The following is a 25,864-nucleotide window of genomic DNA, read 5'->3' as shown; positions in this document are numbered from 1 at the left end:
CCGCTCCAGACAGGACTGGGCGCGGGCCTCCGACTCGGCGGCCTCGTCGGCGAGTTCGCGCAGCTTGACCTGCCAGCCGGCTCGTTCGCGCAGCCGGAAGGCGAGGCCGGCGAGCGCGTCGGCGGCCCGCCGGGCGCGCTGTGCGGCCTCCTGCCGCTCGTCCCGCACGAGGGCCGCCTCGGCCGCCGCCTCGTCGGCCTCGGCGCGCACCGCACGGGCCTCGGCGAGTTCGGCCTCGGTCTCCTCGGCGAACGCGCGCGCCTCCCCGGCCGCGGTCGCGAGCTCGGTGAGCCGTCCCGCGGGGCAGCCGGCCCGCCAGGAGGCGAGCCGTGCGGCGAGTTCCCGGTCCTTGGCGAGCCGGGCCGCCAGCGCGCGGATCTCGTCGTCCCGGTGGGCGGCCCGCGTGCGCAGCGCCTGCCGCTCCTCGTCGGCGGCGTGCTCGTCGTGCATGGCCGGGTTCGGCGGCACGAGGAACACATCGGTACGGCCCCCGCCGTCCGCGTCGGGGGCCGGGGTCGGGGCGAGGAGCGCGGCGGCCGTGCCGACGGCCACGGTGGAGCGCGGCAGCAGCGCGGCGTCGGTGAGGGCCTCCCGGGCCCGCGCGTGCGTGTCCGGGTCCGTGATGATCACGCCGTCGACCAGTTCGGGCCGGGCGGCCAGTACGCGTGCGTGGTCGACGGGGTCGACGGCCTGCGCGAGGTAGCGCCAGCCGGGCAGCGCGGGGATGCCGTGCTCGCCCAGGTACTCGACGGTGGCCAGCACGTCGGGGCCGGGCGGCAGCAGTCCGCCGTCGCCGAGGGCGCCGAGGATCCGGGCGTCGTCGGCCGCGGCGGTCCGCAGGTCGAAGAGGTGTCGTTCCGCGGCGGCGACCCCGTCGTCGAGCAGCTGCCGCAGCTCGTCCGCCCAGTGGTCCAGCTGCCGCGGGGTGAGGGGGGCGCCGGACCCGGAGTCGTCGGGGTCCGCGCCCTCCGGGGCACCCGTGCGGCCGGTGCCGTCCGGTGCGGCGGCCGCCGGCAGGCTCAGCAGTTCGGCCAGCCGCTCCTCCCCCGCCAGTGCCTGCGCGGTACGCCGTTCCGCGTCGTACGCGCGCTCGGCCGCCGTCGCCGCGTCGGCCGCGCGGGCCGCCGTGAGTTCGGCGCGGGACTCGGCGGACGCGGCCTCGCGGGCCTGGTCCGTGGTGCGGCGGGCTGCCTCGCGCGCGGTGTCCCAGGCGGCGACGGCGGTCTTCTCGGCGTCGCTGGCGGCGAGCGCGGCGCGGGCCGGGTCGGCGTCGGGGGCCGTGTCGTCGAGCCAGCCGGCGCGGACCGCCTCGGCCGTCTCCTGCTCGACCTCCCCCAGGCGCTGACGCAGATGGCCGATCTCGCTGCGGGCGCGCTGCGCCTCGGTGGCGGCGGACGTGGCGTCCCGGTGGGCGGCCTCGCCGACCTCCTGCAGTGCGGCGGAGCGCTCCTCCTCCTCGTTGGCCGCCGCCTCGGCCCCTTCGGCGGCCGCGTGCAGGGCCCGTACGAGGTCGGCGGCGGCCCGGGACCGGGCGGCGAGCGCGGGCGCGGCGTCCCGCTCGGCCTCCAGGATCGCGGCCGCCACGCGCGCGGAGCGGTCGGCTGCGGCACGGTGCCGCAGCACGGCCTCCGCCGCCTGCCACGCGGAGTGCAGGGTGCGCGCGTCGGCGAGTTCCCTCTTCTGCGCGGCCGCCTGCTTCTCCGCCCCGGCGAGCGCCAGCGAGGCGTGTCGGTAGGCCAGCTCGGCCGCGATCAGCGCGCTGCGCTCCCTGGCGTCCTCGGCCTCGGTGACCCGGTGGGCGGCGGCGGTGACCTGCCGGGTGAGGTCGCCGGTGCGGGCCCGCTCCAGCACGGCGCGCGCGGAGAGCCGCCGGGCCAGTGTGCGCGTACGCCGCTCGGCGGCCGTGTGGATCTCCCGTGCGCGCGAGCGCGCACCGGCGGCCTCGACGATCCGGCCGAGCAGGTCCGCCGATCCGGCGGTGAAGTCGCGCTCGGCCATGAGTTCGGCCCGCCGCCCGAGCTTGTTGCCGAATCCGCTCACCAGGTCGGCGAGGCCGTCGGTGTCCCGGGTGTCGGTGACCGCGCGCAGCAGCAGGTCGGTGAAGTCGGAGTCCTTCTTGACGGCGAAGAGACCGGCGGCCTCGCCCTCGTCGGCGTTCATCTCGCGCTGGTAGCGGAAGAGCTCGGGGTCCAGGCCCAGGTCACCGAGGTGTTCGATCCACCGGTCGTGGATCTCCTCCCAGTGCACCTCCAGGTGCGGGTATGCCTTGCCCGCCTCGGTGAGCGCGTCCCGGAAGCCCTTCATGGTGCGGCGCCGGCCCCGCGCGCCCGACACGCCCTCGACGGGCGGCCGTACGGCGGTGGCCTCGGCGACCGGCAGGTTGTCCAGACTCAGGCCGGGCCCGGGCCGGAAGGAGTACCAGGCTTCGGCGAACTTCCGGGGGTCGTTGGAGACCTGCCGTCCGCGCCACTCGCTGACCTTGCCGACCACGACGCACTCGCCGGTGAGCGTGTGCTGCCACTCCAGCGCCACGTGCCCGCAGTCGTCGGCGAGCAGGAACTTGCGCAGCACGCCGGAGCTCGCGCCGCCCAGGGTGTTGCGGTGGCCGGGCAGCATCACCGAGAAGATCAGTTTCAGCAGGACGGACTTGCCGCCGCCGTTCTCCAGGAAGAGCACCCCGGCGGGCGCCGGGCGGCGCGGCGGCCCGACGGGCTCCTCCGCGAAGAACTCCGCCTGCGTGGGCGCGGGGTCGGGCACGGGCCCGCCGACCCCCCGCAGGTCCAGCACGGTGTCGGCGTAGCGCGCACCGGCAGGCCCGATGGAGTAGAGGCGGACCCGGGACAGCTCGTACATGGCGGCGGACTCTCGTAGTCGTGAGGGAAGGGTCGTCGGTCAGCGGGGAGGGAGGGGGAGGTGGGACGGGCCGGTCACGAGTGGAACGGCAGCCCCGCGTCGGCGACCAGCTCCAGGTCGTCGGCATCCTCGGCGGGCAGCAGGCTCGCGGTGCCGTCGGTCACCGGTACGACGCCCAGCTCCAGCAGCTCGGTCAGGGCGGCACCGCCCGCCATGTCCCGGACCTGGAGCTGGTAGCGGGCGGTCGTGCGGTACGTCCCCCCGGCGTCGTCCCCGGTGCGCTGCAGGAAACCGGAGTCGGTGAGGAACGCGGCCGCCTTGCCGACGATGCCGGTGGTCGAACCGGCGAGTCTGCGGGCGTCCTTGGTGGCTCCGGCGGAGCTGCGCCGCGCCCAGATCCGCCAGGCCGCCTCCAGTCCCGGCGCGTCCGTCGCCGGGTCGGTGTTCTCCCCCTGCTCCTCGGCCCGCTCCTCCAGGCGCCGGCATGCCTGCCGGACGAACGCGTCGACGCCGTTGACCGACACGCGTCCGATGTACCCGTCGTCCGCGAGGTCCTCCGGCCGCGGGAAGGCCAGGGCGGCGATGGCGAGATGGGCGAGCCCGTGCAGGAACCGGTCGCCCGAGTCGGCGGACGCCCGCCGCGCGTAGTCGCCCATGCGCACGGCGAACACCGAGTCCTCGGCGGCGGTCACGGCCATCCCGGCCCGCGGGGACACCTCCAGCACGACCAGCCCGAGCCCGGTGGCCACGGCGTCGGCGAGCCGCGCGAAGGGCGGGTCCTCGCGGTAGCGCCGCAGCAGCTCGGTGTACTCCTGGTCCCGCGCGGGCTGCAGCTTGGGCTGCAGCCCGAACGCGACGAGCCGCGCGGCGTCGGCGGTGTCGGCGGGGGTGACGGGGGCGCTCACCGCCGCGGCGGCCGCCTCCGGCTCGGTCCACTCGACCTGCTCGCTCATCACCATGGCAACTCCTTCGATTCATCGGCGGGGCTGGGGACAAGCGCTCCCTCAGGGGCGCGAGGAACTGCGCGATCGGTCCCGACCGACCCGCAGGTCACGACCCACCCGCGCACCTCCGCCTCTGCCGAAGACCCGTTCACGCCACCTCCGTCCGGCCGGCCGCCATCCCGGCGACGTCCAGCAGGGCCATCCCCACGATCAGGTCGGCCCCGCCGAACTCCGGGTCGTCCAGCTCGACCCCGTCGTCCACGGCGAACAGCAGCCTCTCCTCCCCCTGCCGGTACGCGGTGCCGACCGGCGGACTGGCCGCGTGCACCGCCAGCAGGGCGATCAGGTACGGCAGCTCGGGGTCCTGCCGCCGGGCGTCCGCGAGCAGCCCGGACAGCCGCCGCGGCGCGTCGGCCGGCAGGTCGAGCAGCTCCATGGCCGCGGCGAGCTGCCCCTCGCTGAACCGGCTGTCGTCCGGTGTGGCGATCAGGTCGGGTTCGGGCATCTCCGCGCCCAGGTGCTCCCGCTCCACCGGCGGTGTCAGCAGCAGGTCGACCAGGTCGCCGACCCGGACGGACGCGGGGGTCCGAAGTCCCGTCCCGTGCGCGAAGAAGGCATCGGTCGCCCGCAGCGCCTGCTCCATCGGCAGGGGCAGCAGGGGGGCGAGGAGATGGCCGTAGAGGTCCGTGCCGGAGGTCGTCATCGGGGTCGCGAACGCCTGCCGGTCCTGCTCAGCGCGGAACAGCGGCCCGGCCTCCAGGAGCCGGGACTGCAGCTGGGTGTGGCGCCGGATGCAGTCCTTGACGATGTCGACGAGCTCGGCGGCCCGGCGCTTCTGCCCGGGGTCCTCCGACTCGTCGCGTGCCTTGCGGATGTTGGTCAGGATCGCGTTCTCGTGGCGGTAGCGGTCGGCCACGTGGTCGAGGGCCTCGGCGATCATGTCGGGCACGGCCCGCAGCCAGTCCACCGCGCGGACGTTGCGCCGGGTCGCGTCCAGGGCCCTGCGGAGGGTCTCCGAGTACTGCACGGTCCGGTAGCGGGCCTGCTCGGCGGCGAGCTGGGCGTCCGCGAGGCGACCCCGGCTGATCAGCACCTCCAGCTTGACCTCGGCGGCGATCTGCGCGCTGGTGACGTCGGTGTCGAGGGCGCCCACGAGGACGTTGACCGCCTCGTCCGTCGTACGGAGGTAGACGCTTCCCCCGTGCCCGGGCACCTCCTCGATCAGTTTGAAGTCGTAGTCGCGGCGCACGTACGAACCGTCGGGCGCGAACGTGCCGTACACGGCGCGGAAGCCGCGGTCGACGCTGCCGACGTTGATCAGGTTCTCCAGGACCCAGCGGGCCACCCGCTCGTGCTCGGCGACGGGCCGGCGCGGGGCCTGGGCCGCGATGCGCGGGATGAGTCTGGCCACTATCTGGTCGTGGTCCGCGCCCGTGTCGAAGTCCATGTTCAGGGTGATGAGGTCGATGGCGGCGAGGGCCACCTCCGCCATCCCGTACACCGAGTACTCGCCCGCGAGGTTCGCCTTGCGCACGTCGAGGTCGTGCAGGGGGGCGGTGCAGGCCAGCGCGCGCAGGCGGCGCGCCAGGCCCTCGTCGGCGGCCGGGCCCGGTGCGGGGCGCGGCGCCGCGCTGAGCTGGGGCGGAGCGGGGTCCGTCGGTGCGGGCGAAGTCACGGTGCACACATTAGGTGGTGGGTCCGACAACCGCCCAAATCGCTCCGCGGGGGGGGAAGGAGGGAGGGGGGAAGGGGGGAGGGGGGAGAGAGGGGGTGCTTGCGGTCGGATGTCCGGTGCGGGCCGGACGGGGCCGGTCGCGCGGTTCCCCGCGCCCCTGAAGGGGCTCCCCTAGAGGGGCTCCGTCACCTGGCGGCTGTACACCTCCACCACCCTTCTGCGGGAGTCGTCCAGGTAGACCGCGAGCAGGTTCTCCGCCTCTCCCCGGTCGCCGTTCCGGAGGGCCTGGAGGATCTGGCCGTTGCGGGCCAGGTAGGGCTCATGGAGGCGCTTCGGGTCGTCCACCAGGTGGAAGGCGAGCCGCAGCTCGGCGAAGACGCTGCGCATCAGCTCGTCGGTGCGGGCGCTGCCGGCGAGCGCCACCAGTTCCCGGTGGAAGTGGATGTTGGCCGTCCCCAGGCCCTTCCAGTCGCTCTCGCGGGTCGCCCGCCGCCCGCCCTCGACCGCCCCGGCCAGGCCGTCCACCGCGTAGGGCGGGTCGCCGAGGCCGCGGACGACGGCGCATTCGACGAGGGCGCGGGTGCGGTAGATGTCCTCGACGTCCTCGACGGTCAGGACCCGCACGAACACGCCCCGGTTGAGCTGGTGGACCAGCAGCCGTTCGTGCGTGAGCAGCCGGAACGCCTCGCGCAGCGTGTTGCGCGAGACCCCGAGCGCGCCGCCGATGCTGTCCTCGGACAGGCGTGTGCCGGGCGGGAAGAACCCCTCGGCTATCCGGCTCCTGAGGATGTCCGAGACCCGCTCGGCGGTGCTGGTGCGGCCCAGCAGCGCCCGGTCGTCCGCCAGTGCGTTCAGTTCGGCCACGCCCGGATTCAACCGCAGATACCAGAACGAGACAACACGGGTATTGAGGGATCGTTCAACGATCCTCTACCTTGCTAGTCAGGCACCGGCCGCTCCACCGGACCGGGGCCGACCGCTTCCGCACGGCACCGCACGGCGCGACACGAAACGGCACGGCACGGCACGGCACAGCACCGCTTAGCACGGCTCAGCACGGCTCAGCACGGCACGGTCAGGTCCGAAGCACCCTCCCGTCCCTCATCTGCGAGGTGCCCATGAGCACGACCCCTCCACCGCAGGCCCCGCCCGGCACGGCGCGCCCGGGAGCGGGTGAGCCCGTCGCCGACGAGGGCGCGTTCGCGTGGCTGCGCGCGCTCGGGCCGCGGGGCCGCCGCGCCTTCGGCGGCGCGTTCGGCGGCTACGCGCTGGACTCGTACGACTACTTCACGCTGCCGCTGAGCATGGTGGCCCTGGCGGCGTACTTCGGTCTCGACAGCGGCCAGACCGGGCTGTTCACGACCGTCACGCTGGTGGTGTCCGCGATCGGCGGCGCGGCCGCGGGGGTCATCGCGGACCGGATCGGGCGTGTCAAGGCGCTGATGATCACCGTAGTCACCTACGCGGTCTTCACCGTGGCCTGCGGTTTCGCGCCCAACTACGAGACCCTGCTGGTCTTCCGCGCCCTCCAGGGTCTCGGTTTCGGCGGCGAGTGGGCGGTCGGCGCGATCCTGGTCGCCGAGTACGCGAGCCCCAAGCACCGGGGGCGCACGCTCGGCGCGATCCAGAGCTCCTGGGCCGTCGGCTGGGGGCTCGCCGTGATCGTCTACACGCTGGTCTTCCAGTTCCTCGACGACGACATCGCCTGGCGCGTGATGTTCTGGACCGGTGCGCTGCCGGCCCTGCTGGTCGTCTGGGTGCGCCGGCGGGTGCAGGACGCCCCGGAGGCGGCCGAGCGCCGCAGGGAGAGCCCCGAGAAGGGCTCCTTCGCCGCGATCTTCAAGCCGGGCACGGCCGCCGCGCCCGGGCTGCTGAGGACGACGCTCTTCGCCGTGCTGCTCTCCACGGGCGTCCAGGGCGGCTACTACACACTGGCCACCTGGGTCCCCACGTACCTCAAGACGGACCGCGGGCTGTCCGTCGTCGGCACCGGCGGCTACCTCGCGTTCCTGATCTCGGGAGCCTTCGCCGGTTACCTGACCGGCGGCCTCCTCACCGACAAGCTGGGCCGCAAGCGCAACATCCTGCTCTTCGCGGTCCTCTCGGCGGTCTGCATCCTGGCCTACGCGAACATCCCCGGCGGCGCCGACACCCTCGTCCTGGTGCTCGGGTTCCCGCTCGGGTTCTGCATGTCGGCGATCTTCAGCGGCTTCGGCTCGTTCCTCAGCGAGCTGTACCCGACGGCCGTACGCGGCACGGGGCAGGGTTTCACGTACAACACCGGCCGTGCCGTGGGCGCGGTCTTCCCGACGCTGGTCGGTTTCCTGGCCGACAGCTGGGGCGTCGGCGGCGCGCTGGTCTTCGGCGCCATCGGATACGGTCTCGCGGCGCTGGCCCTGACCGGTCTGCCCGAGACCCGTGGGAAGGAGCTCCTGTGAACCGGTCACCGAGCACGCACCACCGCCCGGCCGTCCTGCCCGGCGGCCCCGAGCGCGGGCGGCGGCACCACGACGACACGCACGGGCACGCGCACGCGTGGAGCCCGGCGCAGGCGCGCGCCCGGTTCCGCGCGGGTCTTTCGGGTCCCACGGCGGGCTGCGCGGCGGGCCACACCCAGGCGAACCTGATCTCGGTGCCGGCCGACTGGGCGTACGACATGCTGCTGTTCTGCCAGCGCAACCCGAAGCCGTGCCCCGTGCTCGACGTCACCGACGCCGGTTCCTGGACGACCGTCCTGGCGGAGGGCGCCGATCTGCGCACCGATCTGCCGCGCTACCGGGTGTGGGCCGACGGCGAGCTGGTGGAGGAGCCCACGGACGTGGTGGCGCACTGGCGCGACGACCTGGTGTCGTTCCTCATCGGGTGCAGCTTCACCTTCGAGTGGGCGCTGGCCGAGGCGGGTGTGCCGATGCGCCACATCGAGCAGGGACGCAACGTCTCCATGTACGTGACCGGCCGCCGGTGCCGTCCCGCCGGGCGGCTGCACGGGCCCATGGTGGTGTCCATGCGCCCGGTGCCGCCCGAGCACCTGCCCGCGGCGATCCGGGAGACCAGCCTGCTGCCCTCGGTGCACGGCAGTCCGGTGTACTGCGGCGACCCGGCCGCCCTCGGCATCGAGGACCTGGGCCGTCCCGACTTCGGGGACCCGGTGGACGCCGCCCCGGACGACATCCCGGTGTTCTGGGCCTGCGGTGTGACGCCGCAGGCCGTGGTGATGGCCTCGCGCCCGCCGTTCGCGATCACCCACGCGCCGGGGCAGATGTTCGTCACCGACGCCCGCGACGAGCAGTACCGCGTCGCCTGACCCGGGACCCGACCCGAGAACGGACCCTTCATGACCCCGATCACGACCTCGATCGATCTCAACGCCGATCTCGGCGAGGGCTTCGGCCGCTGGCGGCTGACCGACGACGAACGGCTGCTGTCCGTCGTCACCAGTGCCAACGTGGCCTGCGGCTTCCACGCCGGGGACGCCTCCACGATGCGGCGGGTGTGCGACCTGGCCGCCGGGCGCGGCGTACGGATCGGCGCCCAGGTCTCCTACCGGGACCTGGCGGGCTTCGGGCGGCGCGCGATGGACGTGCCGCCGGACGAGCTGGCGGCCGAGGTGGCGTACCAGATCGGCGCCCTGGAGGTCTTCGCCCGTGCGGCGGGCGCGCGCGTGGCGTACGTGAAACCGCACGGCGCGCTCTACAACCGGATCGTGCACGACGAGGAGCAGGCCGGGGCGGTCGTGGCCGGGGTGCTTCTCGCCGGCGCCACGCTCCCGGTGCTCGGCCTGCCGGGTTCGCGGTTCCTCGGCGCGGCCGCGGAGGCGGGGCTGCCGGTCGTCACCGAGGCGTTCGCGGACCGGGCGTACACCGACGGGGGCACGCTCGTGCCGCGCGGCCGGGACGGCGCGGTGATCACGGAACCCGATGCCGTCGTGGAACGCTCGCTGGACCTCGCGCGTTCCGGTGTCGTGAGGGCGCATTCGGGGCGTGACATCCAGGTGCGGGCCCGTTCCCTGTGCCTGCACGGCGACACGCCCGGCGCGGTGGACCTGGCCCGCCGGGTCCGGGCACGGCTGGAGGAGTCGGGCGTGCGCGTGGAGGCGTTCGCATGAGGGCACTGCCGGTCGGCGACCGCGCCCTGCTCGTCGAGGTGGCCACGGACGAGGAGGCGCAGGCCCTGCACGCCGAGCTGCTGCGCCGGCGCGCGGAGGGTTCCCTCCGCGCGCGCGAGATCGTCCCCGCGGCCCGCACGGTCCTCCTCGACGGCCTGGACGAGCCGGCCCGGCTGGCCGCGTGGCTGGCCGGGGCGCGGCTGCCGCCCGTCCCGCCCCCTTCGAAGGACGTGGTGGAGATCCCCGTGCGCTACGACGGGCCGGACCTGGCGGACGTCGCCCGGCGCTGGGGCGTGTCCCCGGGCGAGGCGGCGCGCCTCCACGCGGCGGCCGGGTTCCGGGTCGCCTTCTGCGGCTTCGCGCCCGGCTTCGGCTATCTCACCGGCCTTCCGGGCCGCTACGCCGTGCCCCGGCACGCGACGCCCCGCACGGCCGTCCCGGCGGGTTCCGTGGGCCTGGCGGGCCCTTACACGGGCGTGTACCCGCGCTCCTCGCCGGGCGGCTGGCGGCTGATCGGCACGACGGACGCCGTCCTGTGGGACCACACGCGCGTACCGGCCGCGCTGCTGTCCCCGGGCACACCGGTGCGCTTCGTGCCGGTGGGCCCCTGATGACCGACCGCGCACTGGTCGTCGTACGGGCCGGGGCGCTGACCACGGTGCAGGACCGGGGGCGTCCGGGCCACGCCCACCTCGGCGTACCGCGCTCCGGCGCGCTGGACGGGCCCGCCGCCGCCCTGATGAACCGGCTCGTCGGCAACCCGCCCGACGCGGCCCTCCTGGAGACGACGCTCGACGGGTGCGACCTGCGGCCGCGTTCGGCGGTCACGGTGGCCGTGGGGGGCGCCCCCTGCCCCGTCTCGGTGAACGGCCGCCCGGCCGCCTGGGGGGCCCCGGTGCACGTGCCCGCCGGGGCCCTGCTGTCGGTGGGGGCGGCGGTCTCCGGAGTACGCGCCTACGTGGCCGTGTCCGGCGGTGTGACCGTCGAGCCGGTGCTGGGCAGCCGGTCGACGGACCTGCTGTCGGGTCTCGGCCCGCCGCCCCTGGCCGCCGGGGCGGTGCTCCCCCTGGGCAGGCCGGGCGGCGTCCACGCGCGCGTGGACGCCGCCCCGCAGCCGTCCCCGCCGGCGGAACTCGTCCTGCGGGTGACGCCCGGCCCGCGCGACGACTGGTTCACGGCGACGGCCCTGCGCACCTTCGCCACGCACACCTACCGGGTGTCCCCGGCGAGCAACCGCATCGGCCTGCGCACGGAGGGGCCCGCCCTGGAGCGGGCGGTCGAGGGCGAACTGCCGAGCGAGGGCATGGTCCTGGGCGCGGTCCAGGTCCCCCCGGACGGCAGCCCGGTGATCTTCCTGGCGGACCACCCGACCACGGGCGGCTACCCGGTGATCGCGGTGGTCCGCCCCGCCGACCTCCCGGCGGCGGCCCAGGCGGTCCCGGGCACACCGGTACGTTTCGTGCTTTCGGGCTCACGGAGGACGCCGTAGTCCTCCGGCCGTTCCAGGGCACGGGGAGCGCGCGCTCCTCCGGTCGCTCCGGGGCCTCCGGTCGCTCCGGGGCCGCTAGCCGCTCCGGGGCCGCGGCACACCGGGCAGAAGCCGCCGACCGGGAGGAAGGGGCGGGTCGGGAAGGAGAGGAAGGCCGGGAAGGAGGGTGCGGTCGGGCGCGGGCACCTGCGGCCGCTGCCCCGCGCGGGCGGGCGCGTCGTGCGCGGCGAGGAACGCCTCCACGGCGGCGGACCACCCGAAACACTCGGCACGCGCGCGTGCCGCCGCCCGCCGCTCGCCCTCGGGCCGGTCCATGAGCATCCGCACGGCCGCGCCGAACGCCTCCCCGGTGTCCGCCGCGGTGGCCCCGGCGGAGCCGACGACCTCGGGAAGCGCGGACGAAACACTGACCACGACGGGCGTGCCGCAGGCCATCGCCTCCAGGGCGGCCAGCCCGAAGGTCTCGGCGGGACCGGGCGCGAGGCACACGTCGGCGGATGCCTGCAGGACGCCGAGGTGCGCGCGGTCGGCGACGTGCCCGAGGAACGTGACGGGCAGCCCCCGCTCGCGCGCCCGCCGCACGAGACGGGCCCGCAGCGGCCCGTCCCCGGCCACCACGAGCGCCGCGCGCCGCCCGCCGCGCAGCAGCGCCTCCAGCGCGTCCAGGGCAGCACCGGGCCGCTTCTCGACCGACAGCCGGGAGCACATCACCAGCAGGACCTCGTCCGGACGCGCGTACCGGGCCCGGACCGCCGCATCCCGCAGCCCGGGACGCCGCCCGTCCAGGTCGACGCCCAGGGGGGCGCGTACGACGTTGCGGGCGCCGATGCGGACGAACTCGCGCTCCGCGAACTCCGTCGTGCACACCACGCGCGCGTAGTGGTGCGCGGTACGCAGGTTGAAGGCGTCGGAGGTCCGCCGGGCCAGACCCGGCGGCACGCCCCAGGTGCGCAGCACGCCGTCGGCGGTCTCGTGGGACACCATCACCGCGGGCACCCGGGCGCGCCGCGCCCAGACCCCGGTCCAGCGCAGCGTCGTACGGTCGGAGACCTCCAGCCGGTCGGGGACGAGCGTCTCCAGGAGCGCCGCCACCCGCCGTCTGTCGGTGAGGACGCGGTAGCCGCCGGTGCCGGGCAGCACCGGGCCCGGCAGGGTGATGACGCGTCCCTGCCCGGTCTCGCGGTCCGAGAAGCGCTCGCCGGGCACGATCAGTACGGGCCGGTGCCCGGCCGCGAGGTAGCCGGCGCCCAGTTCGCGCAGCGCGGTCCGCAGCCCCCCGGAGGCCGGGGCGACGAAGTTGGCGAGGCGAACGATGGTCAGGGGATTCAGGGGGTTCAGGGGGTTCAGGGGCTTGTTCATGCCGCCAGCACCGCCCGTCCGGCCAGGACGTCCGTGTAGTGCTCGACGAGCGCGTCCCCGACGACGGCCCAGGTGCGGCCCTCGACCCTGCGCCGCGCCTCGGCGCCGTACGCGGCCCGCAGCGCGGGGTCGGCGGCGAGCGACCACACGGCGTCGCGGACGGCGGCCCCGTCGCCCGGCGGGACGAGCAGCCCGGTGCGCCCGTGCGCGACCAGGTCCAGCGGGCCGCCCGCGGCGGGGGCGACGACCGGGACGCCGCTCGCCATGGCCTCCTGGACGGTCTGGCAGAAGGTCTCGAACGGGCCGGTGTGCGCGAAGACGTCCAGGGAGGCGAAGATCCGCGCGAGTTCGCCGCCGGTGCGGCGGCCCAGGAAGACGGCGCCCGGCAGCGCCTGCTCCAGGCCGGGCCGGCTCGGCCCGTCGCCCACGACGACCACGCGTACGCCGTCCAGGGCGCAGACCCCGGCGAGCAGTTCGACCTGCTTCTCGGGAGCGAGCCGGCCCACGTAGCCGACGATCAGCTCGCCGTTCGGCGCGAGTTCACGGCGGAGGGCGTCGTCCCGGTGCTCCGGCCGGAAGCGGACGGTGTCGACGCCGCGCGGCCACAGCCGCACCCGGGGCACCCCGTGCGCCTCCAGGTCGTGCAGGGCCGCGCCGGACGGGGCGAGCGTGCGGTCGGCGGCGGCGTGGACGGAGCGGATACGGCGCCAGGCGGCGGCCTCGCCCGCGCCCATGTACGTACGGGCGTAGCCGGCGAGGTCGGTCTGGTAGACGGCCACGGCGGGGATGCCGAGCCGGCCGGCGGCGGCCATGCCCCGGACGCCGAGGACGAAGGGGCCGGCCAGGTGGACGATGTCCGCGCGGTGGGCGGTGATCGCGGCGGCGACGCGGCGGCTGGGGAGGGCGACGCGGACCTGGGAGTAGCCGGGCAGCGGCAGGGAGGGGACGCGGACGACGGGGCAGGGGGCGGTGGCGTCGGTCCCGCTCCCGGGGGAGGTGGCCGGGGCGACGACGAGGGGGGTGTGACCGCGCTCGACGAGGTGCCGGGCGGTCTGGAGCGCGCAGTGGGCCACGCCGTTCACATCGGGTGGGAAGGACTCGGTCACGATGACGACACGCATACGGGTGTTGTCGTCGCGCCGGACGTGGACGCGTCGACGTGGATCTTTCCGGGCGGGGAACGTCCCGTGGCCGTTGCGCTCCGGGCCCCTCACGTCACGGACCGGTCACGCCCCGGCGTCCGGATCCGTACCGGCGGGCCACCGGCGGGGTACGGGCCGCCGACGGGACACACACGCCGCTCCCGCGCACGGACCCCGGCCGGCCGTCGGCCGGTCCCGCGCGACTGCTCCGCGCGACTGCTCCGGGCGGTCTCACACGGCGGACGCGTCCGGGCCGATCCGGCTGCGGACCGCGGTCTGCACATCGGCCTCCTCGGCCGGGTCGGCGGCGAGCCGGCGGAGCCGCTCGACCACCCGGGCGTCCCCGGTCTCGGCGTGCCGTGCGGCCACCTCGCGGGTGGTCTCCTCGCAGTCCCAGAGGCACTCGACGGCGAATCCGGCGGCGAAGGAGGGATCGGTGGCGGCCAGCGCGCGGGCCGCGCGCCCGCGCAGATGGGACGAGGCGGTCTCGCGGTAGACGTGCCGCAGGACGGGGGCGGCGCCCGCGATGCCGAGCCGTCCGGCGCCGTCGACGAGGGTCCACAGGGTCTGCGCGTCGGGCCCCTCGCCGCGTACGGCCTCGCGCAGGGCGTCCAGGACGAGTTCGCTGTCCTGTGTGCCGCCCCGGCAGGCCAGGACGCGTCCGGCGGCCTCGCCCAGGGCGTCGGGCCGACGGGCCCAGCGGCGGGCCCGCCGCACCGCGGCGACGCTGCGCATCCGTTCGAAGGCGTCCACGGCGGCGTCCACCACGAGCCGTGAACCGGAGCCCTGGGCGGCCTCGACCAGATCCAGTGCGTCGGGATCGTGGCTGTCGGCGAGATAGCGCAGGGCGGTGCACCGGGCGCCGTCGTCCCCGGCGCGGGCGGCTTCGAGGATCTCGGGGCGGTCCTCTGGCCCGGCGACGGCCGTGAGGCAGCGCGCGGCGGGCACGTGGAGGGCGGCCCCGCGCTCGATGCCCTGCTGCGCCCACTCGAAGACGGCCCGCACGCTCCATCCGGGGCGGGGTCCCGACGGGCGCATCTGCTGCTGCCACCGGTCGAAGGAACCGGCCTCCCGGGCACTGCGCACGCGCGCGGCGACGGACCCGCGGGGGTCGTCGGCCCACAGCCGCCAGGGCCGCGGCTCGAACGAGTCCCGTACGACCGCCGCCAGCTCGGCGTCCCCCTCGGGGCCGGCCGGGAACCGGGCGAGGACGGGGACCGCGAGGGCGCGCAGACCGGCGTCGTCGTCGCGCAGCGCGAGTTCGTCGAGGGCCCAGGTCCAGTTCGTGCCGTGGGCGGCGTAGCGGCGCAGCAGCTCCAGGGCGTCCCGCCTCCCGTACGAGGCGAGGTGTCCGAGGACGGCGAGCGCGAGGCCGGTACGGGACTCGTCGGTGTCGAGCGCGTCCGCGGCGTCGAAGAGGTGCGCCTCGATCTCGTCGAGGCATCCTCCCAGGTCGAGGTGGAGGCGGGCGTAGTACAGGGAGCGGTTCTCCACCTGCCAGTCGTGGCGGGGGTCGCTCAGCACACAGTGGTTGAGGGCCGCGAGCGCCTCGGCCCGCGGTGCGGTGAGCGCGTGCAGCGTGCCGTCGCCGCGGCCCCGCTGGAGCAGGCCGAGGAGCGTGCCGCTGGGCGCTATGACCGGATCGAACATGGGAAACAGCCTCACATCAAGCGTCGACGCAACCGGGATCCTGCTTCACCTGGCCGCGTGACAACACGTCGGGGCGCCCGCCGTTTCCTGCTTGCTGTAGACCATCTTCCTCTGCCTCTCGTAGGTGGCCCGTGCGGGCCGCGTCACGGGCCGCGCGGTGCGGCAACACCTGCCCAGCCGTCGCGTCCGTGAATCACGACGTCATGATGGCCCAGCCGTTCTCGCTGCCGCGACCGCATTTCCGGCGGCCCCGTCCCGCCTCATCCGAAAATCCCCCAAAAATCTTGTTCCGCCTGGTCAGGACGGACGGTTCAGTGCGCTCCGAACAGTTCGAGCAGTTCGGCCCTGGCGAACATCCGGGCCGTGTCGACGGCGGAGGGCGTCCCCGCCGAGGGGTCCGCCCCCGCGTCCAGGAGGACGCGGATGACGGCGTCCTCGCCCTTGAAGACGGCTCCGGCGAGCGGGGTCTGGCCCCGGTCGTTGACACGGTCCGCCTCCGCCCCGCGCTCCAGGAGGGCGCGCACCGCGTCGGCGTGACCGTGGTAGGCGGCGAGCATCACGAGGGAGTCGCCGCGGTCGTTGGTGAGGTTGGCCGGAACGCCCGCGTCGACGTACGCCACGAGCGCCTCGGTCCGTCCCTGCCGGGCCAGATCGAAGATCTTGGTCGCCAGCTCCACGACCTCGGGGTCGGGGGCTTCACTCATCGACGGGACCACCTCTCACTGCTCACTGCGGACTCATGCTGCGGATTCGTACTGCGGGCTCATGCTGCGGACTCTTGCCGCGGAAGCCCGTACGGCTGCCCGTGTGCGGCCGTACGGGTGAATCGCCAGCGTACTGGCTCGGACGGGCACATGACCCGGTCCGCCCCGGGCGAGAATCACCACCAATCCAGTGAAACCGGCCGGTCGGGCGGCGCCGCGGAGCAGGGCCATCGGGGTGAAATAAATGAATATTCACCCAGTTGCAGCTTTTATCATATGGACACATCCTGTGATCCTGGAAGTACTCATGGTGACTGTCCCCATCTACCAGGAGAAACTCTCATGATCCTGTCCATCTCAGGCGTGGTCCTGCTCGGCATCATCGTCTTCCTCTTCTTCCGCAAGGACGGCCTCAAGGCCTCCCACGCCCTGGTCTGCTCCCTCTTCGGGTTCTACCTCGCGGGCACGGCCATCGCACCGAGCATCACGGCCGGCGGCGCGAGCCTGGCCGGGCTGCTCGGCGGGATCAAGTTCTGACCCCGTCCCGTTCGCACGCATCTCCAGGAGACAGCAGTGGCACGGCGCCCCCTCCCCCGCCTTCTGAGTACCGGCAGCACGCAGCTCGCCCGCGGCCGGGACCTGGCCCGGACGGCCGCCGACAGCGCCACCGACGTGCTCCATCCGCTGATCACGATCGGTCGTGGACTGCGCCGGCTGGCGGCCGCCGGGCGGCGCAGGTGGGTGGAGACCCCCAAGGACCGGCGCGGTCCACTGCTGTTCCTGGCGGCCACGGTCGTCCTGACCGTGGCCCTCCTCCCGTACGGGCCGCTGCTGGCCGTCGCCACCCTGATGGCGGCGGCCGCGTGGTGGGGCAGGGACCGCGCCCCGTCCGCGCCGAGCGGGCCCGACGAGGCGCAGGGCAAGCGCCTGGAGGTCCTCTACGAGGCGCTCGTGCCGTACTTCTCGGTCCCCGAGGACCCGGCGCCGCTCTACGCCCACGGCGGCGAGTGGGACAAGGTCTTCGAGTCGTACGGGTTCGACGGGACCGGCCGCGTCTCGCACCTGTCCGTCCGCTACCCCGCCTGGTTCAGGGACGGGGAGCCGGACTCCCGGGCCCGGATCGAGCAGCTGCTGCACACCAAGTCGGGCCGCGGCCGGGAGTACCGCTTCGAGTGGGACGAGGAGGGCAACCGGCTCACGGTCGCCGTCCTGCCGCCCCTGCCCACCGGCATCGCCGCCCAGCGGTTCGTCACGGCCCCGGGCGAGACCGTCCTCGGCTTCACCGATCCGGCCGGTGTCCCGCGCACGCTCCCGCTCGTGCTCGGCGAGGAGCGGCAGGACGTGCCACCGGTGATCTGGCGCACCGGCGTACGTTCGACCGAGCCGCACCTGCTCGCGGTCGGCGGGCCCGGCAGCGGCACGACCACCTTCCTGCGCTCGCTCACGCTGCAGGCGCTCCAGCACGGTGACGTGATGATCGTCGAGGGCGGCGGTGCGGGTGAGTACGCGTGCCTGACGGGGCGCACCGGTGTCCTGGGCGTCGAGTGCGGCCCCACGGGCGCGCTGGCGAGCCTCGAATGGGCGGCGCACGAGACGGAGCGCCGTCTCATCGCCGCGAACCGGTCCCGGCAGGCGGGGCTGACCCCTCCGCAGGACACGAGGCGTCCCCTGTGGATCCTCCTGGACCGTCCGACCCTGCTCGGCCACCTCGCGGCGGCCGACGGCCGCAAGGACCTCGGGGCCCTCCTCCAGGTACCGCTGCGCCACGGCCGCGCGGCCGGTGTGACGGTCGTGGTGGCCGAGCAGTTCGACGCCCTGGAGTCGCTCGGCGACGCGGTGCCGGGCCACATGCGCGCGCGTGTCGTCCTCGGCGCGGCGCCGGCGGACCTGCTCGAAGCGGTGCTCGGGGCGCCGCCGCACACGACCCCCGTGCCCGAGGTGCCGCCCGGCCGCGGGTACGCCCGGCTGGGCACGGGCCCGGTCCACCGCCTCCAGGTGCCGGCGACCCCGGACCCGTACGACGAGGCGACCAGCGATTCCCACCGCGAGGCGGTACTGGCCCTGCTCCCGGGCCGCACCGCCCCGGCGGACGCCGCGGGGCCGGCCCCGGAACCCCTCGCGGCCGGCCCCCTGGTGAAGCCCGCGCGCGTCGCGGCACCGGGCCCTCTGGGCATGGCAGCGGAGGGCTGACCGCACCCGCACCCACACCCACATCCACACCCATGGGCCGGGGCCGGGACCGGGGGCACCCCGCGGGGCGTCACGCCACGAACGTGCGGGGTGTCTCCGCCACCCCGTTCGCGCCCGCCCCGACCAGACGGGCCGCCGCCGCCAGCCGCGCCGCGGCCTCGTCCGCGACCGCGCCGCCGACGGTGAACGGCAGCCGTACGTAGCCCTCGAAGGCGCCGTCCACCCCGAAGCGGGGCCCGGACGGCACGCGCACGCCCACCCGCTCCCCGACCTCGGCCAGCCGTGAACCGGACAGGCCCCCCGTGCGCACCCACAGCGTGAGCCCGCCGCCCGGCACGTCGAACTCCCAGCCGGGCAGCTCCCGGCGCACGGCCGCCACCAGCGCGTCGCGGTTCTCGCGGGCCTGGTCGCGCCGCACCCGCACGGCCTGCTCCCAGCCGCCCGTACCGAGCAGCCAGTTCACGGCGAGCTGTTCCAGGACGGGGGTGCCGAGGTCGGCGTACGCGCGGGCCGCGACCAGGCTGCGGATCACGTCGGGCGCGGCACGGACCCAGCCGATCCGCATACCGGCCCAGAACGCCTTGCTGGCCGAACCGACCGTGACGACCGTGGATCCGGCCGGGTCGAACCCGCAGACGGGGCGCGGCAGGACGAGCCCCTCGTCCAGGTGCAGCTCGCTCATGGTCTCGTCGACGACCAGCACCGTGCCGGCCGACCGCGCGGCGTCGACGAGTTGCCGCCGCTGGTCCTCGCCGGCCAGCGCGCCGGTCGGGTTGTGGAAGTCCGCGACGACGTAGGCGAGGCGGGGCGCCGCGTCGCGCAGCACCTGCCGCCAGCGGTCCAGGTCCCAGCCCGCGAGTCCCTCGGCCATCGCCACCGGCACCAGCCGGGCCCCGGTCTCGCGCATCAGCTGGAGGATGTTGGCGTACGAGGGCGACTCGACCGCGATCCGCTCCCCGCGCCCGGCGAAGAGGTGGCAGATGGCGTCGATGGCGCCCATGGCCCCGGTGGTCACCATGATCTGCTCGGGCATGGTCGGGATGCCGCGGGCGGTGTACCGGTCGGCGAGCGTCCGGCGCAGCGCGGGCAGTCCCGCCGGGTAGTCGCCGTGCGTGTGGGCGTACGGCGGCAGCTCCTCCAGGGCGCCGCGGACGGCGCGGGTGAGCCAGGGTTCGGGTGCGGGCAGGGCCGCGCACCCCAGGTCGATCATCGAACCGAGGGCCTCGGGCGGCAGTGGCTCCAGGCCGCGCGCGGGCAGCGGGTTGCCGGCCGGCACGGCCGTCCAGCTGCCCGCTCCCCTGCGGGACTCCAGGAAGCCCTCGGTCCGCAGTGCCTCGTAGGCGGCCGCCACGGTGGTGCGGCTGACGGACAGCGACAGGGCCAGCTCGCGCTCGGCGGGCAGCCGCGCGGCCACCGGGACGCGCCCTTCGAGGACGAGCAGCCGGATGCCGTCGGCGAGGGCCCGATAGGCGGGCGGGCGGCGGGTGCCGGGGCCCGCCGGACGTTCCTGCTGGGAGCCGAGGAGCCGGGCGAGCTGGGCGGCTCCCACCGCTGAAGTCCACTGCACCATGATTTCCGGTCCACCTTCCTCGGATTGGCCATGGAGGAGGCCGCTTCCCACCCCGAAGACTGCCACGGATCAGGCCACCGTCACCACTGCCACCACCGGGAGCACACTTGTCCACGCCCACGCCCACGCCCGCCCCCGTGTCGGGGCGCCGCGCCCGTCGGCTCCTCCAGCTCTACGGGGGTCTGGTCCTGTACGGGGTGAGTTCGGCCCTCCTCGTGGCGGCGGACCTGGGCCTGGAGCCCTGGGGTGTGCTGCACCAGGGGCTGGCCGGGCGCACGGGGCTGACGATCGGCGTCGTGTCGGTCATCGTGGGAGCCGTCGTCCTCCTCCTGTGGATCCCGCTGCGTCAGCGCCCGGGCCTCGGCACGGTGTCCAACGTGTTCGTGGTCGGCATCGCGATGGACGGCGCGCTCGCCCTCCTCCCGCAGGCGCACGCCCTCGCGGTCCGCGTCCCGCTGCTGCTGGCGGGCGTCCTGCTCAACGGCGTCGCGACCGGCCTCTACATAGCGGCCCGTTACGGCCCCGGGCCGCGCGACGGCCTGATGACGGGCCTCCACCGGCGCACCGGCCGCTCGGTCCGGCTGGTGCGCACGGCCATCGAAGCGGCGGTGGTCGCCACGGGCTTCGCCCTCGGCGGCACGGTCGGCGCGGGAACGGTGCTGTACGCGGTGTCCATCGGGCCGCTGGCCCAGCTCTTCCTGCGGCTGTCCGCCGTCGCCCCGTCCTCACCGCCCGGCGGCACGGCCGTTGCCGCGGGGTCGTCCGGAGGGGCGACACTGCGCGGATGATCCCGCGCACGCGCCACCCCTACCTCGACCATCCCGGCCCTCTCGCCTTCGCCCACCGGGGCGGGGCCGCCGACGGGCTGGAGAACACCGTGACCCAGTTCCGCCGCGCGGTCGGGGCCGGCTACCGGTACATCGAGACCGATGTGCACGCCACGGCGGACGGGCGGCTCGTCGCCTTCCACGACACGACCCTGGACCGGGTGACCGACGGTTCGGGCCGGATAGCGGACCTCCCCTGGGACGACGTGCGCCACGCGCGCGTGGCGGGCACCGAGCCGGTCCCCCTGTTCGAGGAACTCCTGGAGACCTTCCCCGGGGTCCGCTGGAACGTCGACGTCAAGGCGGAGCCCGCGCTGCGCCCGCTGCTCGACCTGATCCGCCGCACCGGTTCCTGGGACCGCGTCTGCGTCGGCTCCTTCTCCGAGGCGCGGGTCGCCAGGGCCCAGCGGCTGGCGGGTCCCCGGCTGGCCACCTCGTACGGCGTCCGCGGTGTCCTGGGACTGCGGCTGCGGTCGTGGGGCGTGCCCGCCGGGCCGCGCCGCCCGGCGGTCTGCGCCCAGGTCCCCGAGGCGCAGTCGGGCGTCCCGGTGGTCGACCGCCGCTTCGTGCGCGCCGCCCACGCGCGCGGGCTGCAGGTCCACGTGTGGACGGTCAACGACCCCGGGCGGATGCACCGGCTCCTGGACCTGGGGGTCGACGGCATCATGACCGATCACATCGGGACACTGCGCGAGGTCCTGCGGGACCGCGGCAGCTGGGTCTGACGGCCCGGCGCACCGCGCGGCGTACGGGACGGGCGACCGGGACGCGATCCTGTCGCCCACGGCCTTCTCCGCGCCGGGATCCGTGCCGGGATTCATGCCGCTCGCGCGGGTACCCGTACGCCGGGCGGTGCGCGACGCGGGCGATCCCGTTCCGGCGAGGATTTAGCGCGCGGCGCCAAAGGGCGGTAGTGTACGCGTTTGGCCTGCCAGGCGTACCGTTACTGCGCGTCAAAGATGCCGAAACGCTGGGTGACATCTGCCGCCAGATGTGACAAAGCGGGCGCAGGTGGGTACGAGAAGGGCAGCTACGACGGCGATGCATGACCCGGGAACGGGAATCTTTACCGCCGACCGGACGTTGACCGGATGACGACGACAGCGACACCTGTCCTGTGGGCGACAAGCCCGGGAGGCACGATTCATGAGTGAGCGAGCTCTTCGCGGCACGCGCCTCGTGGTGACTAGCTACGAGACGGACCGCGGCATCGACCTGGCTCCGCGCCAGGCCGTGGAGTACGCATGCGAGAAGGGGCATCGGTTCGAGATGCCCTTCTCGGTGGAGGCGGAGATCCCGCCGGAGTGGGAGTGCAAGGTCTGCGGGGCCCAGGCACTCCTGGTGGACGGCGACGGCCCTGAGGAGAAGAAGGCCAAGCCCGCGCGTACGCACTGGGACATGCTGATGGAGCGGCGTACGCGGGAGGAGCTCGAAGAGGTCCTCGAGGAGCGCTTGGCCGTGCTTCGATCCGGAGCCATGAACATCGCGGTTCACCCCCGGGACAGCCGCAAGTCCGCGTAGTCCCTCCGGGGGCTGGGCGGCATACAGCGCACGCACGCGACAGCGGGCGCCGTACCTTCGGGTACGGCGCCCGCTGTTCTGCGTGTACGCGCGCGCTGGCCGACGCCGGTTTTCGGGTGCGGGTGCGTCGTGGCCGGGCGAGCAGTTCCCCGCGCCCCTGACGGGGCTCTCGGATGGGGGTCAGTTCGTCAGGGGTGGGTGGGGGTTCAGGTTCTCGTGGGCCCGCGGGGTGTCCTCGTGGATCACCTCGCCCTGTACGACCTTGCCGTCGGGGCGGTGCATCCGCGCCTGCTGCGCCTGCTGGAAGGCGCCGCCGAACGTCCCGGTGGCCTCCCGCACCTTGCGCTCGAACGTACGCTCCGCGTACCGGCTCACCCCCTTCTGCACCGGCGGCACCAGCAACAGCAGCCCCAGTACGTCGGAGACCAGCCCCGGCAGCATCAGCAGCAGCCCGCCGAGCATCATCAGCCCGTTGCCCTCGGAGCTGCCCCTGCCCCGCGGCGGCGTCCCGTCCTGCTGCTGTTGCAGCGTCTCGCTCAGGGCGCGGAAGGCCCGCCGTCCCGCCCGCTTGATCACCACGGAGCCGAGGACGAACCCGCCGGCCAGCAGCAGGAGGACGGCGAAGCCGCTCACCGCGCCGGCCACCGCCGTCAGCAGCCAGATCTCCAGCACGAGCCACACGGCCACGCCCAGCGGCAGGAACCGCAGCAGCCGGGAGCGCCGGGGCCGGGCGGAGGGGGGCGAGGTCGAAGCGCCAGTCGTCATGCCCCCAGTGTGCCCGGCCGGGGCTCAGTACGGCATAAGCGGTCCGTCTGCCCGGCTCAGGGCCTCTTGCGGCCGAGGACCCGTCCGGTCCGCTCCCCCACGCCCCACGTGGTGACCCGCCACAGGGCCTCCACCAGGATGTCGCGGCTCATCTTGGAGTCGCCGAGTTCGCGCTCGACGAAGGTGATGGGCACCTCGACGACATGGCAGCCGGCCGCGACGGCCCGCCGGGCGAGGTCGACCTGGAAGCAGTAGCCCTGCGAGGCGACCTCGGCGAGGCCGAGGCGTTCCAGGGTCTCGCTCCGGAAGGCCCGGTAGCCACCGGTGACGTCACGGATGGGGACGTCCAGCAGGACGCGCGAGTACAGGCTCCCGCCGCGCGAGAGGAACTCACGGGACTTGGGCCAGTTCACCACCCGGCCGCCCGGCACCCAGCGGGACCCGAGCACCAGATCGGCGCCCTTGAGCGCGGTCAGCAGACGGGGCAGCTCCTCCGGCTGGTGCGAGCCGTCGGCGTCCATCTCGACCAGGACGCCGTACCCGTGCTCCAGGCCCCAGCCGAAGCCCGCGAGGTAGGCGGCGCCGAGCCCTTCCTTGCCCTTGCGGTGCAGCACGTGGACGTGGTCGTCCTCGACGGTCAGCTCGTCGGCGAGCTTGCCGGTGCCGTCGGGGCTGTTGTCGTCGGCGATCAGGACGTGCGCTGCGGGCACGGCGGCCCGCACCCGGCCGACGATCGCCTTGATGTTCTCCGCCTCGTTGAAGGTCGGGATGATCACCAAGGTCGTGCCGAGCGGACCGAACCGTCGCTCAACGCCGTCGTTCACAGCTTCCCCTTAAGACTTCCGTGCGAGAGGGGCACCACCTTAGCGAGCGCCGCTCTTCCCGCAGGTAGGGGCGGCGGATTGAAGGCCCCGCAAAGGGTTCCGCGGCAGGTTCCGCACGGGGTCCCGCGGGAGGGAGGGGACTGCGGATCGGGGCCCGGCGCCCTTCGGGCCGGCCCGGGACCCGCTGGCTGCGGGTCGGCCGAAGGCCGTTGTCTACTGAGCGGCCGGGCCCCACCCGGGTCGCACCATCCGGCCGGAACGTTCCCTCGCCCCGTGGCACGGTCGCTGGGCCTGGCTCCCAGTGGTGGTGCGCCGGTGCGGCGACCCACCCCTGACCCAACTGCGCCGCGGCGGCTGCGCGGACGTTCACCGGCCGGACGTCCGGTGGTGGACCCGGCCGAACCTACCGGCCACCCGCCGCTCACTGTCAACAGTCGCGCGGCCTGCGGGTCCGCCACCGAATGCCTGGTCGGCGGGCAGGGGGCACGGGGCGTACGACGGCCCGCCGCAACAGGACGGCACCGTGCCGCCCCGGGACATCACTCGTCCGGCCGTACGAACACGGTGCGGCCGGCCACCACGGTGCGCAGGCAGACGGGCAGGTCCGCGCCGGGGGAGAGGTCGGGCAGGCCCGGGGTGCCGGAGCGGGGGTCGGTGGACCAGCGGGCCACCCGGTCGTCCGGTGCCTGGACCACGAGTGCGTCGGTGCGCCACACGGCGTAGTCCGCGGGCGCGCCCGGCACCAGGACCCCGGCGTCGTCCCGTCCCGCCGCCCGCCAGCCGCCCCGCGTGTGCGCCGTGAAGGCGGCGCGCACGGACACCCGGTGCCCGGGCGTCCGGTGGAAGGCCGCGGCGCGGACGGTGCCCCACGGGTCGAGCGGTGTGACGGGGCTGTCGGAGCCGAAGGCCAGGGGTACGCCGGCGCGCAGCAGGGCAGCGAAGGGGTTGAGCGTACGGGCCCGTCCGGCGCCCAGGCGCTCGGCGTACATGCCGTCCTCGCCGCCCCACAGCGCGTCGAAGGCCGGCTGGACCGAGGCGGTGAGGCCGAGGTCGGCGAAGCCGGCGATCGTGCCGGGGGTGAGCATCTCGGCGTGCTCGACGCGGTGGCGGGCGGCGCGCACCCGGGCCGGGCCGACCTTCTCGGCGGCGGCGCGCACGCCGTCGACCACGGAGGCCACGGCGGCGTCCCCGATGGCGTGGAAGCCCGCCTGGAGCCCCGCCTCGGTGCACGCCACCACATGGGCGGCGACGGCGGCGGTGTCCAGGTAGGCGGTGCCCGTGTGGTCCGCGTCGGTGTACGGACCGTGCAGGCAGGCGGTGTGCGAACCGAGGGCGCCGTCCACGAAGAGGTCGCCCGCGGCGCCGGCCGCGCCCAGGGCGCGGGCCTTGTCGACGTCCCGCTCGGCCCAGTAGCCGACGACGCGGGGGCCCGCCTCCTCGGCGGCGAGCCGCAGCAGTCCGGTGAAGTCGTCCTCGGAGGAGATCTCGGGGCCCCCGCACTCGTGCACGGAGCCGATGCCGAGGGAGGCGGCGTGCCGCAGGGCCGCGCGCTGGGCCCGCGCGCGCTGCTCCGGGGTGACGGCGGCCAACGCGGCGGCGCGTACGGCGTGGTGGGCGTCGCGGGTGAGCGGTTCGCCGTCCTGGAACCCGGCCGCCCCGCGCACGTCCGGCGCCATGTCCAGCAGGGCCGTGGTGACGACGGCCGAGTGGACGTCGATCCGGCTGAGGTAGAGCGGGCGGCCGCCGGTGGCCGCGTCCAGCTCGTCGCGGCGCGGGGGCCGCCGCTCGGGCCAGCGGGAGGCGTCCCAGCCGTGGCCGAGCAGGACCCGGTCGGCGGGGCGGGAGGCCGCGAAGTCCCGTACCCGGGCCAGGGCGTCCCCGAGGGTGCGGACGTCCGACAGGTCGAGACCGGTGAGGGCGAGGCCGGTGGCCGTGGTGTGCACGTGCGCGTCGGTGAACGCCGGGGTGACGAGCGCCCCTTCGAGGTCCACCACCTCGTCGACGCCGTCCGCGAACGCGTCGGCCGCGCCCTCCGAACCGACCCAGGCGACCTGGCCGCGTTCGACGACCATCGCGGTGGCGAAGGGGTCCGCGGGGCTGTGGACCTCCCCGCCGCGCAGCAGCACGGTCGGAGCCGCGCCGGCCCGGCCGTCCCGGCCGGACGGTGTCGTGCGCGGGGTTCCCGCGGGGGTGGGGTGCGGCGCGGGGCCGGCGGGGCTGTCGCTCATGGGGAACAGTCTCGCCCC

At 75.1% G+C, this 25,864-nt stretch carries 22 protein-coding genes; 10 read left to right on the top strand and 12 right to left on the bottom strand.

Annotated elements, in window-relative coordinates:
* From KM933_RS24640 to KM933_RS24625, 4 genes are all read right to left on the bottom strand, one after another.
* Positions 1 to 2,853 (bottom strand): coiled-coil domain-containing protein (locus KM933_RS24640; protein ID WP_488269386.1); only part of this gene is annotated, 2,853 nt, incomplete at its 3' end.
* Between the two features lie 74 nt (positions 2,854 to 2,927).
* Positions 2,928 to 3,806 carry a hypothetical protein gene (locus KM933_RS24635; RefSeq protein WP_221355750.1) on the bottom strand — a complete coding sequence of 293 codons (879 nt, stop codon included), beginning with the start codon at positions 3,804 to 3,806 and terminating at the stop codon, positions 2,928 to 2,930.
* Between the two features lie 139 nt (positions 3,807 to 3,945).
* On the bottom strand, positions 3,946 to 5,472 hold the full coding sequence (locus KM933_RS24630) for a hypothetical protein (protein ID WP_221355748.1): 1,527 nt from the start codon (positions 5,470 to 5,472) through the stop codon (positions 3,946 to 3,948).
* Positions 5,473 to 5,643: 171 nt separating this feature from the next.
* Positions 5,644 to 6,336, bottom strand: coding sequence for a GntR family transcriptional regulator (locus KM933_RS24625; protein WP_221355746.1), 693 nt, complete (start codon positions 6,334 to 6,336; stop codon positions 5,644 to 5,646).
* Positions 6,337 to 6,590: 254 nt separating this feature from the next.
* Between KM933_RS24625 and KM933_RS24620 the strand changes: the two genes are divergently transcribed.
* The 5 genes from KM933_RS24620 to KM933_RS24600 are packed head-to-tail and all read left to right on the top strand — an operon-like array spanning position 6,591 to position 11,066.
* Positions 6,591 to 7,910, top strand: coding sequence for an MFS transporter (locus KM933_RS24620; protein WP_221355744.1), 1,320 nt, complete (start codon positions 6,591 to 6,593; stop codon positions 7,908 to 7,910).
* A 35-nt stretch (positions 7,911 to 7,945) separates the two neighbouring features.
* Positions 7,946 to 8,776: a putative hydro-lyase gene (locus tag KM933_RS24615; protein WP_221355765.1), complete on the top strand. Its 831-nt coding sequence runs from the start codon at positions 7,946 to 7,948 to the stop codon at positions 8,774 to 8,776.
* 30 nt (positions 8,777 to 8,806) lie between these two features.
* Positions 8,807 to 9,577 carry a LamB/YcsF family protein gene (locus tag KM933_RS24610; RefSeq protein WP_221355742.1) on the top strand — a complete coding sequence of 257 codons (771 nt, stop codon included), beginning with the start codon at positions 8,807 to 8,809 and terminating at the stop codon, positions 9,575 to 9,577.
* A complete protein-coding gene (locus KM933_RS24605) occupies positions 9,574 to 10,188 on the top strand; it encodes a 5-oxoprolinase subunit B family protein (RefSeq protein ID WP_221355741.1) in 615 nt (204 codons plus the stop codon). Before KM933_RS24610 ends, KM933_RS24605 begins: the two co-directional genes overlap by 4 nt.
* Entirely contained in the window at positions 10,188 to 11,066 is an 879-nt protein-coding gene (locus KM933_RS24600; protein ID WP_221355739.1) for a 5-oxoprolinase subunit C family protein, read from the top strand. The genes KM933_RS24605 and KM933_RS24600 overlap by 1 nt, the downstream gene beginning before the upstream one ends.
* A 75-nt stretch (positions 11,067 to 11,141) precedes the next feature.
* Here the strand turns inward: KM933_RS24600 and KM933_RS24595 are convergent, their stop codons facing one another.
* The 4 genes from KM933_RS24595 to KM933_RS24580 form a co-directional block, all read right to left on the bottom strand.
* A complete protein-coding gene (locus tag KM933_RS24595; protein ID WP_221355737.1) occupies positions 11,142 to 12,425 on the bottom strand; it encodes a glycosyltransferase in 1,284 nt (427 codons plus the stop codon).
* Positions 12,422 to 13,546: a glycosyltransferase family 4 protein gene (locus KM933_RS24590; RefSeq protein ID WP_221355735.1), complete on the bottom strand. Its 1,125-nt coding sequence runs from the start codon at positions 13,544 to 13,546 to the stop codon at positions 12,422 to 12,424. The genes KM933_RS24595 and KM933_RS24590 overlap by 4 nt, the downstream gene beginning before the upstream one ends.
* A 252-nt stretch (positions 13,547 to 13,798) precedes the next feature.
* A complete protein-coding gene (locus KM933_RS24585) occupies positions 13,799 to 15,217 on the bottom strand; it encodes a HEAT repeat domain-containing protein (protein WP_221355733.1) in 1,419 nt (472 codons plus the stop codon).
* A 311-nt stretch (positions 15,218 to 15,528) separates the two neighbouring features.
* Positions 15,529 to 15,921: an ankyrin repeat domain-containing protein gene (locus KM933_RS24580; protein WP_221355730.1), complete on the bottom strand. Its 393-nt coding sequence runs from the start codon at positions 15,919 to 15,921 to the stop codon at positions 15,529 to 15,531.
* Positions 15,922 to 16,263: 342 nt separating this feature from the next.
* Between KM933_RS24580 and KM933_RS24575 the strand changes: the two genes are divergently transcribed.
* Together KM933_RS24575 and KM933_RS24570 are read left to right on the top strand one after the other, a co-directional pair.
* On the top strand, positions 16,264 to 16,458 hold the full coding sequence (locus tag KM933_RS24575) for a hypothetical protein (RefSeq protein WP_221355728.1): 195 nt from the start codon (positions 16,264 to 16,266) through the stop codon (positions 16,456 to 16,458).
* A gap of 36 nt (positions 16,459 to 16,494) precedes the next feature.
* Positions 16,495 to 18,111 (top strand): P-loop NTPase family protein, encoded by a 1,617-nt coding sequence (locus tag KM933_RS24570; protein ID WP_221355727.1) that lies wholly within the window; start codon positions 16,495 to 16,497, stop codon positions 18,109 to 18,111.
* 70 nt (positions 18,112 to 18,181) lie between these two features.
* On the opposite strand, the gene KM933_RS24565 is transcribed toward KM933_RS24570, so the two are convergent.
* The gene (locus KM933_RS24565; RefSeq protein WP_221355725.1) at positions 18,182 to 19,681 is read right to left on the bottom strand and encodes an SCO1417 family PLP biosynthesis transcription factor; all 1,500 of its coding nucleotides are present in this window, start codon (positions 19,679 to 19,681) and stop codon (positions 18,182 to 18,184) included.
* A gap of 107 nt (positions 19,682 to 19,788) precedes the next feature.
* Here KM933_RS24565 and yczE point away from each other — a divergent pair, with 107 nt between their 5' ends.
* The 3 genes from yczE to KM933_RS24550 all read left to right on the top strand — a co-directional run bounded on the left by yczE (position 19,789) and on the right by KM933_RS24550 (position 22,029).
* Positions 19,789 to 20,469, top strand: coding sequence for a membrane protein YczE (gene yczE, locus KM933_RS24560; protein WP_221355723.1), 681 nt, complete (start codon positions 19,789 to 19,791; stop codon positions 20,467 to 20,469).
* Positions 20,466 to 21,233, top strand: coding sequence for a glycerophosphodiester phosphodiesterase family protein (locus KM933_RS24555; protein WP_221355721.1), 768 nt, complete (start codon positions 20,466 to 20,468; stop codon positions 21,231 to 21,233). The genes yczE and KM933_RS24555 overlap by 4 nt, the downstream gene beginning before the upstream one ends.
* 421 nt (positions 21,234 to 21,654) lie before the next feature.
* Positions 21,655 to 22,029: an RNA polymerase-binding protein RbpA gene (locus KM933_RS24550; RefSeq protein WP_003977404.1), complete on the top strand. Its 375-nt coding sequence runs from the start codon at positions 21,655 to 21,657 to the stop codon at positions 22,027 to 22,029.
* Positions 22,030 to 22,209: 180 nt separating this feature from the next.
* Here KM933_RS24550 and fxsA read toward each other — a convergent pair whose 3' ends face one another.
* The 3 genes from fxsA to KM933_RS24535 form a co-directional block, all read right to left on the bottom strand.
* Positions 22,210 to 22,794, bottom strand: a complete 585-nt coding sequence (fxsA, locus tag KM933_RS24545; protein ID WP_221355719.1) for an FxsA family membrane protein — start codon at positions 22,792 to 22,794, stop codon at positions 22,210 to 22,212.
* A gap of 56 nt (positions 22,795 to 22,850) precedes the next feature.
* Positions 22,851 to 23,618, bottom strand: coding sequence for a polyprenol monophosphomannose synthase (locus tag KM933_RS24540; protein WP_221355717.1), 768 nt, complete (start codon positions 23,616 to 23,618; stop codon positions 22,851 to 22,853).
* A gap of 539 nt (positions 23,619 to 24,157) precedes the next feature.
* Positions 24,158 to 25,846, bottom strand: coding sequence for an amidohydrolase (locus KM933_RS24535; RefSeq protein ID WP_221355715.1), 1,689 nt, complete (start codon positions 25,844 to 25,846; stop codon positions 24,158 to 24,160).
* Positions 25,847 to 25,864: the final 18 nt, after the last annotated feature.

The sequence above is a fragment of the Streptomyces beigongshangae genome, from assembly GCF_019710745.1.
In the GTDB taxonomy this organism is placed as follows: domain Bacteria; phylum Actinomycetota; class Actinomycetes; order Streptomycetales; family Streptomycetaceae; genus Streptomyces; species Streptomyces beigongshangae.
This window is presented reverse-complemented; position numbering and strand designations above follow the sequence as displayed.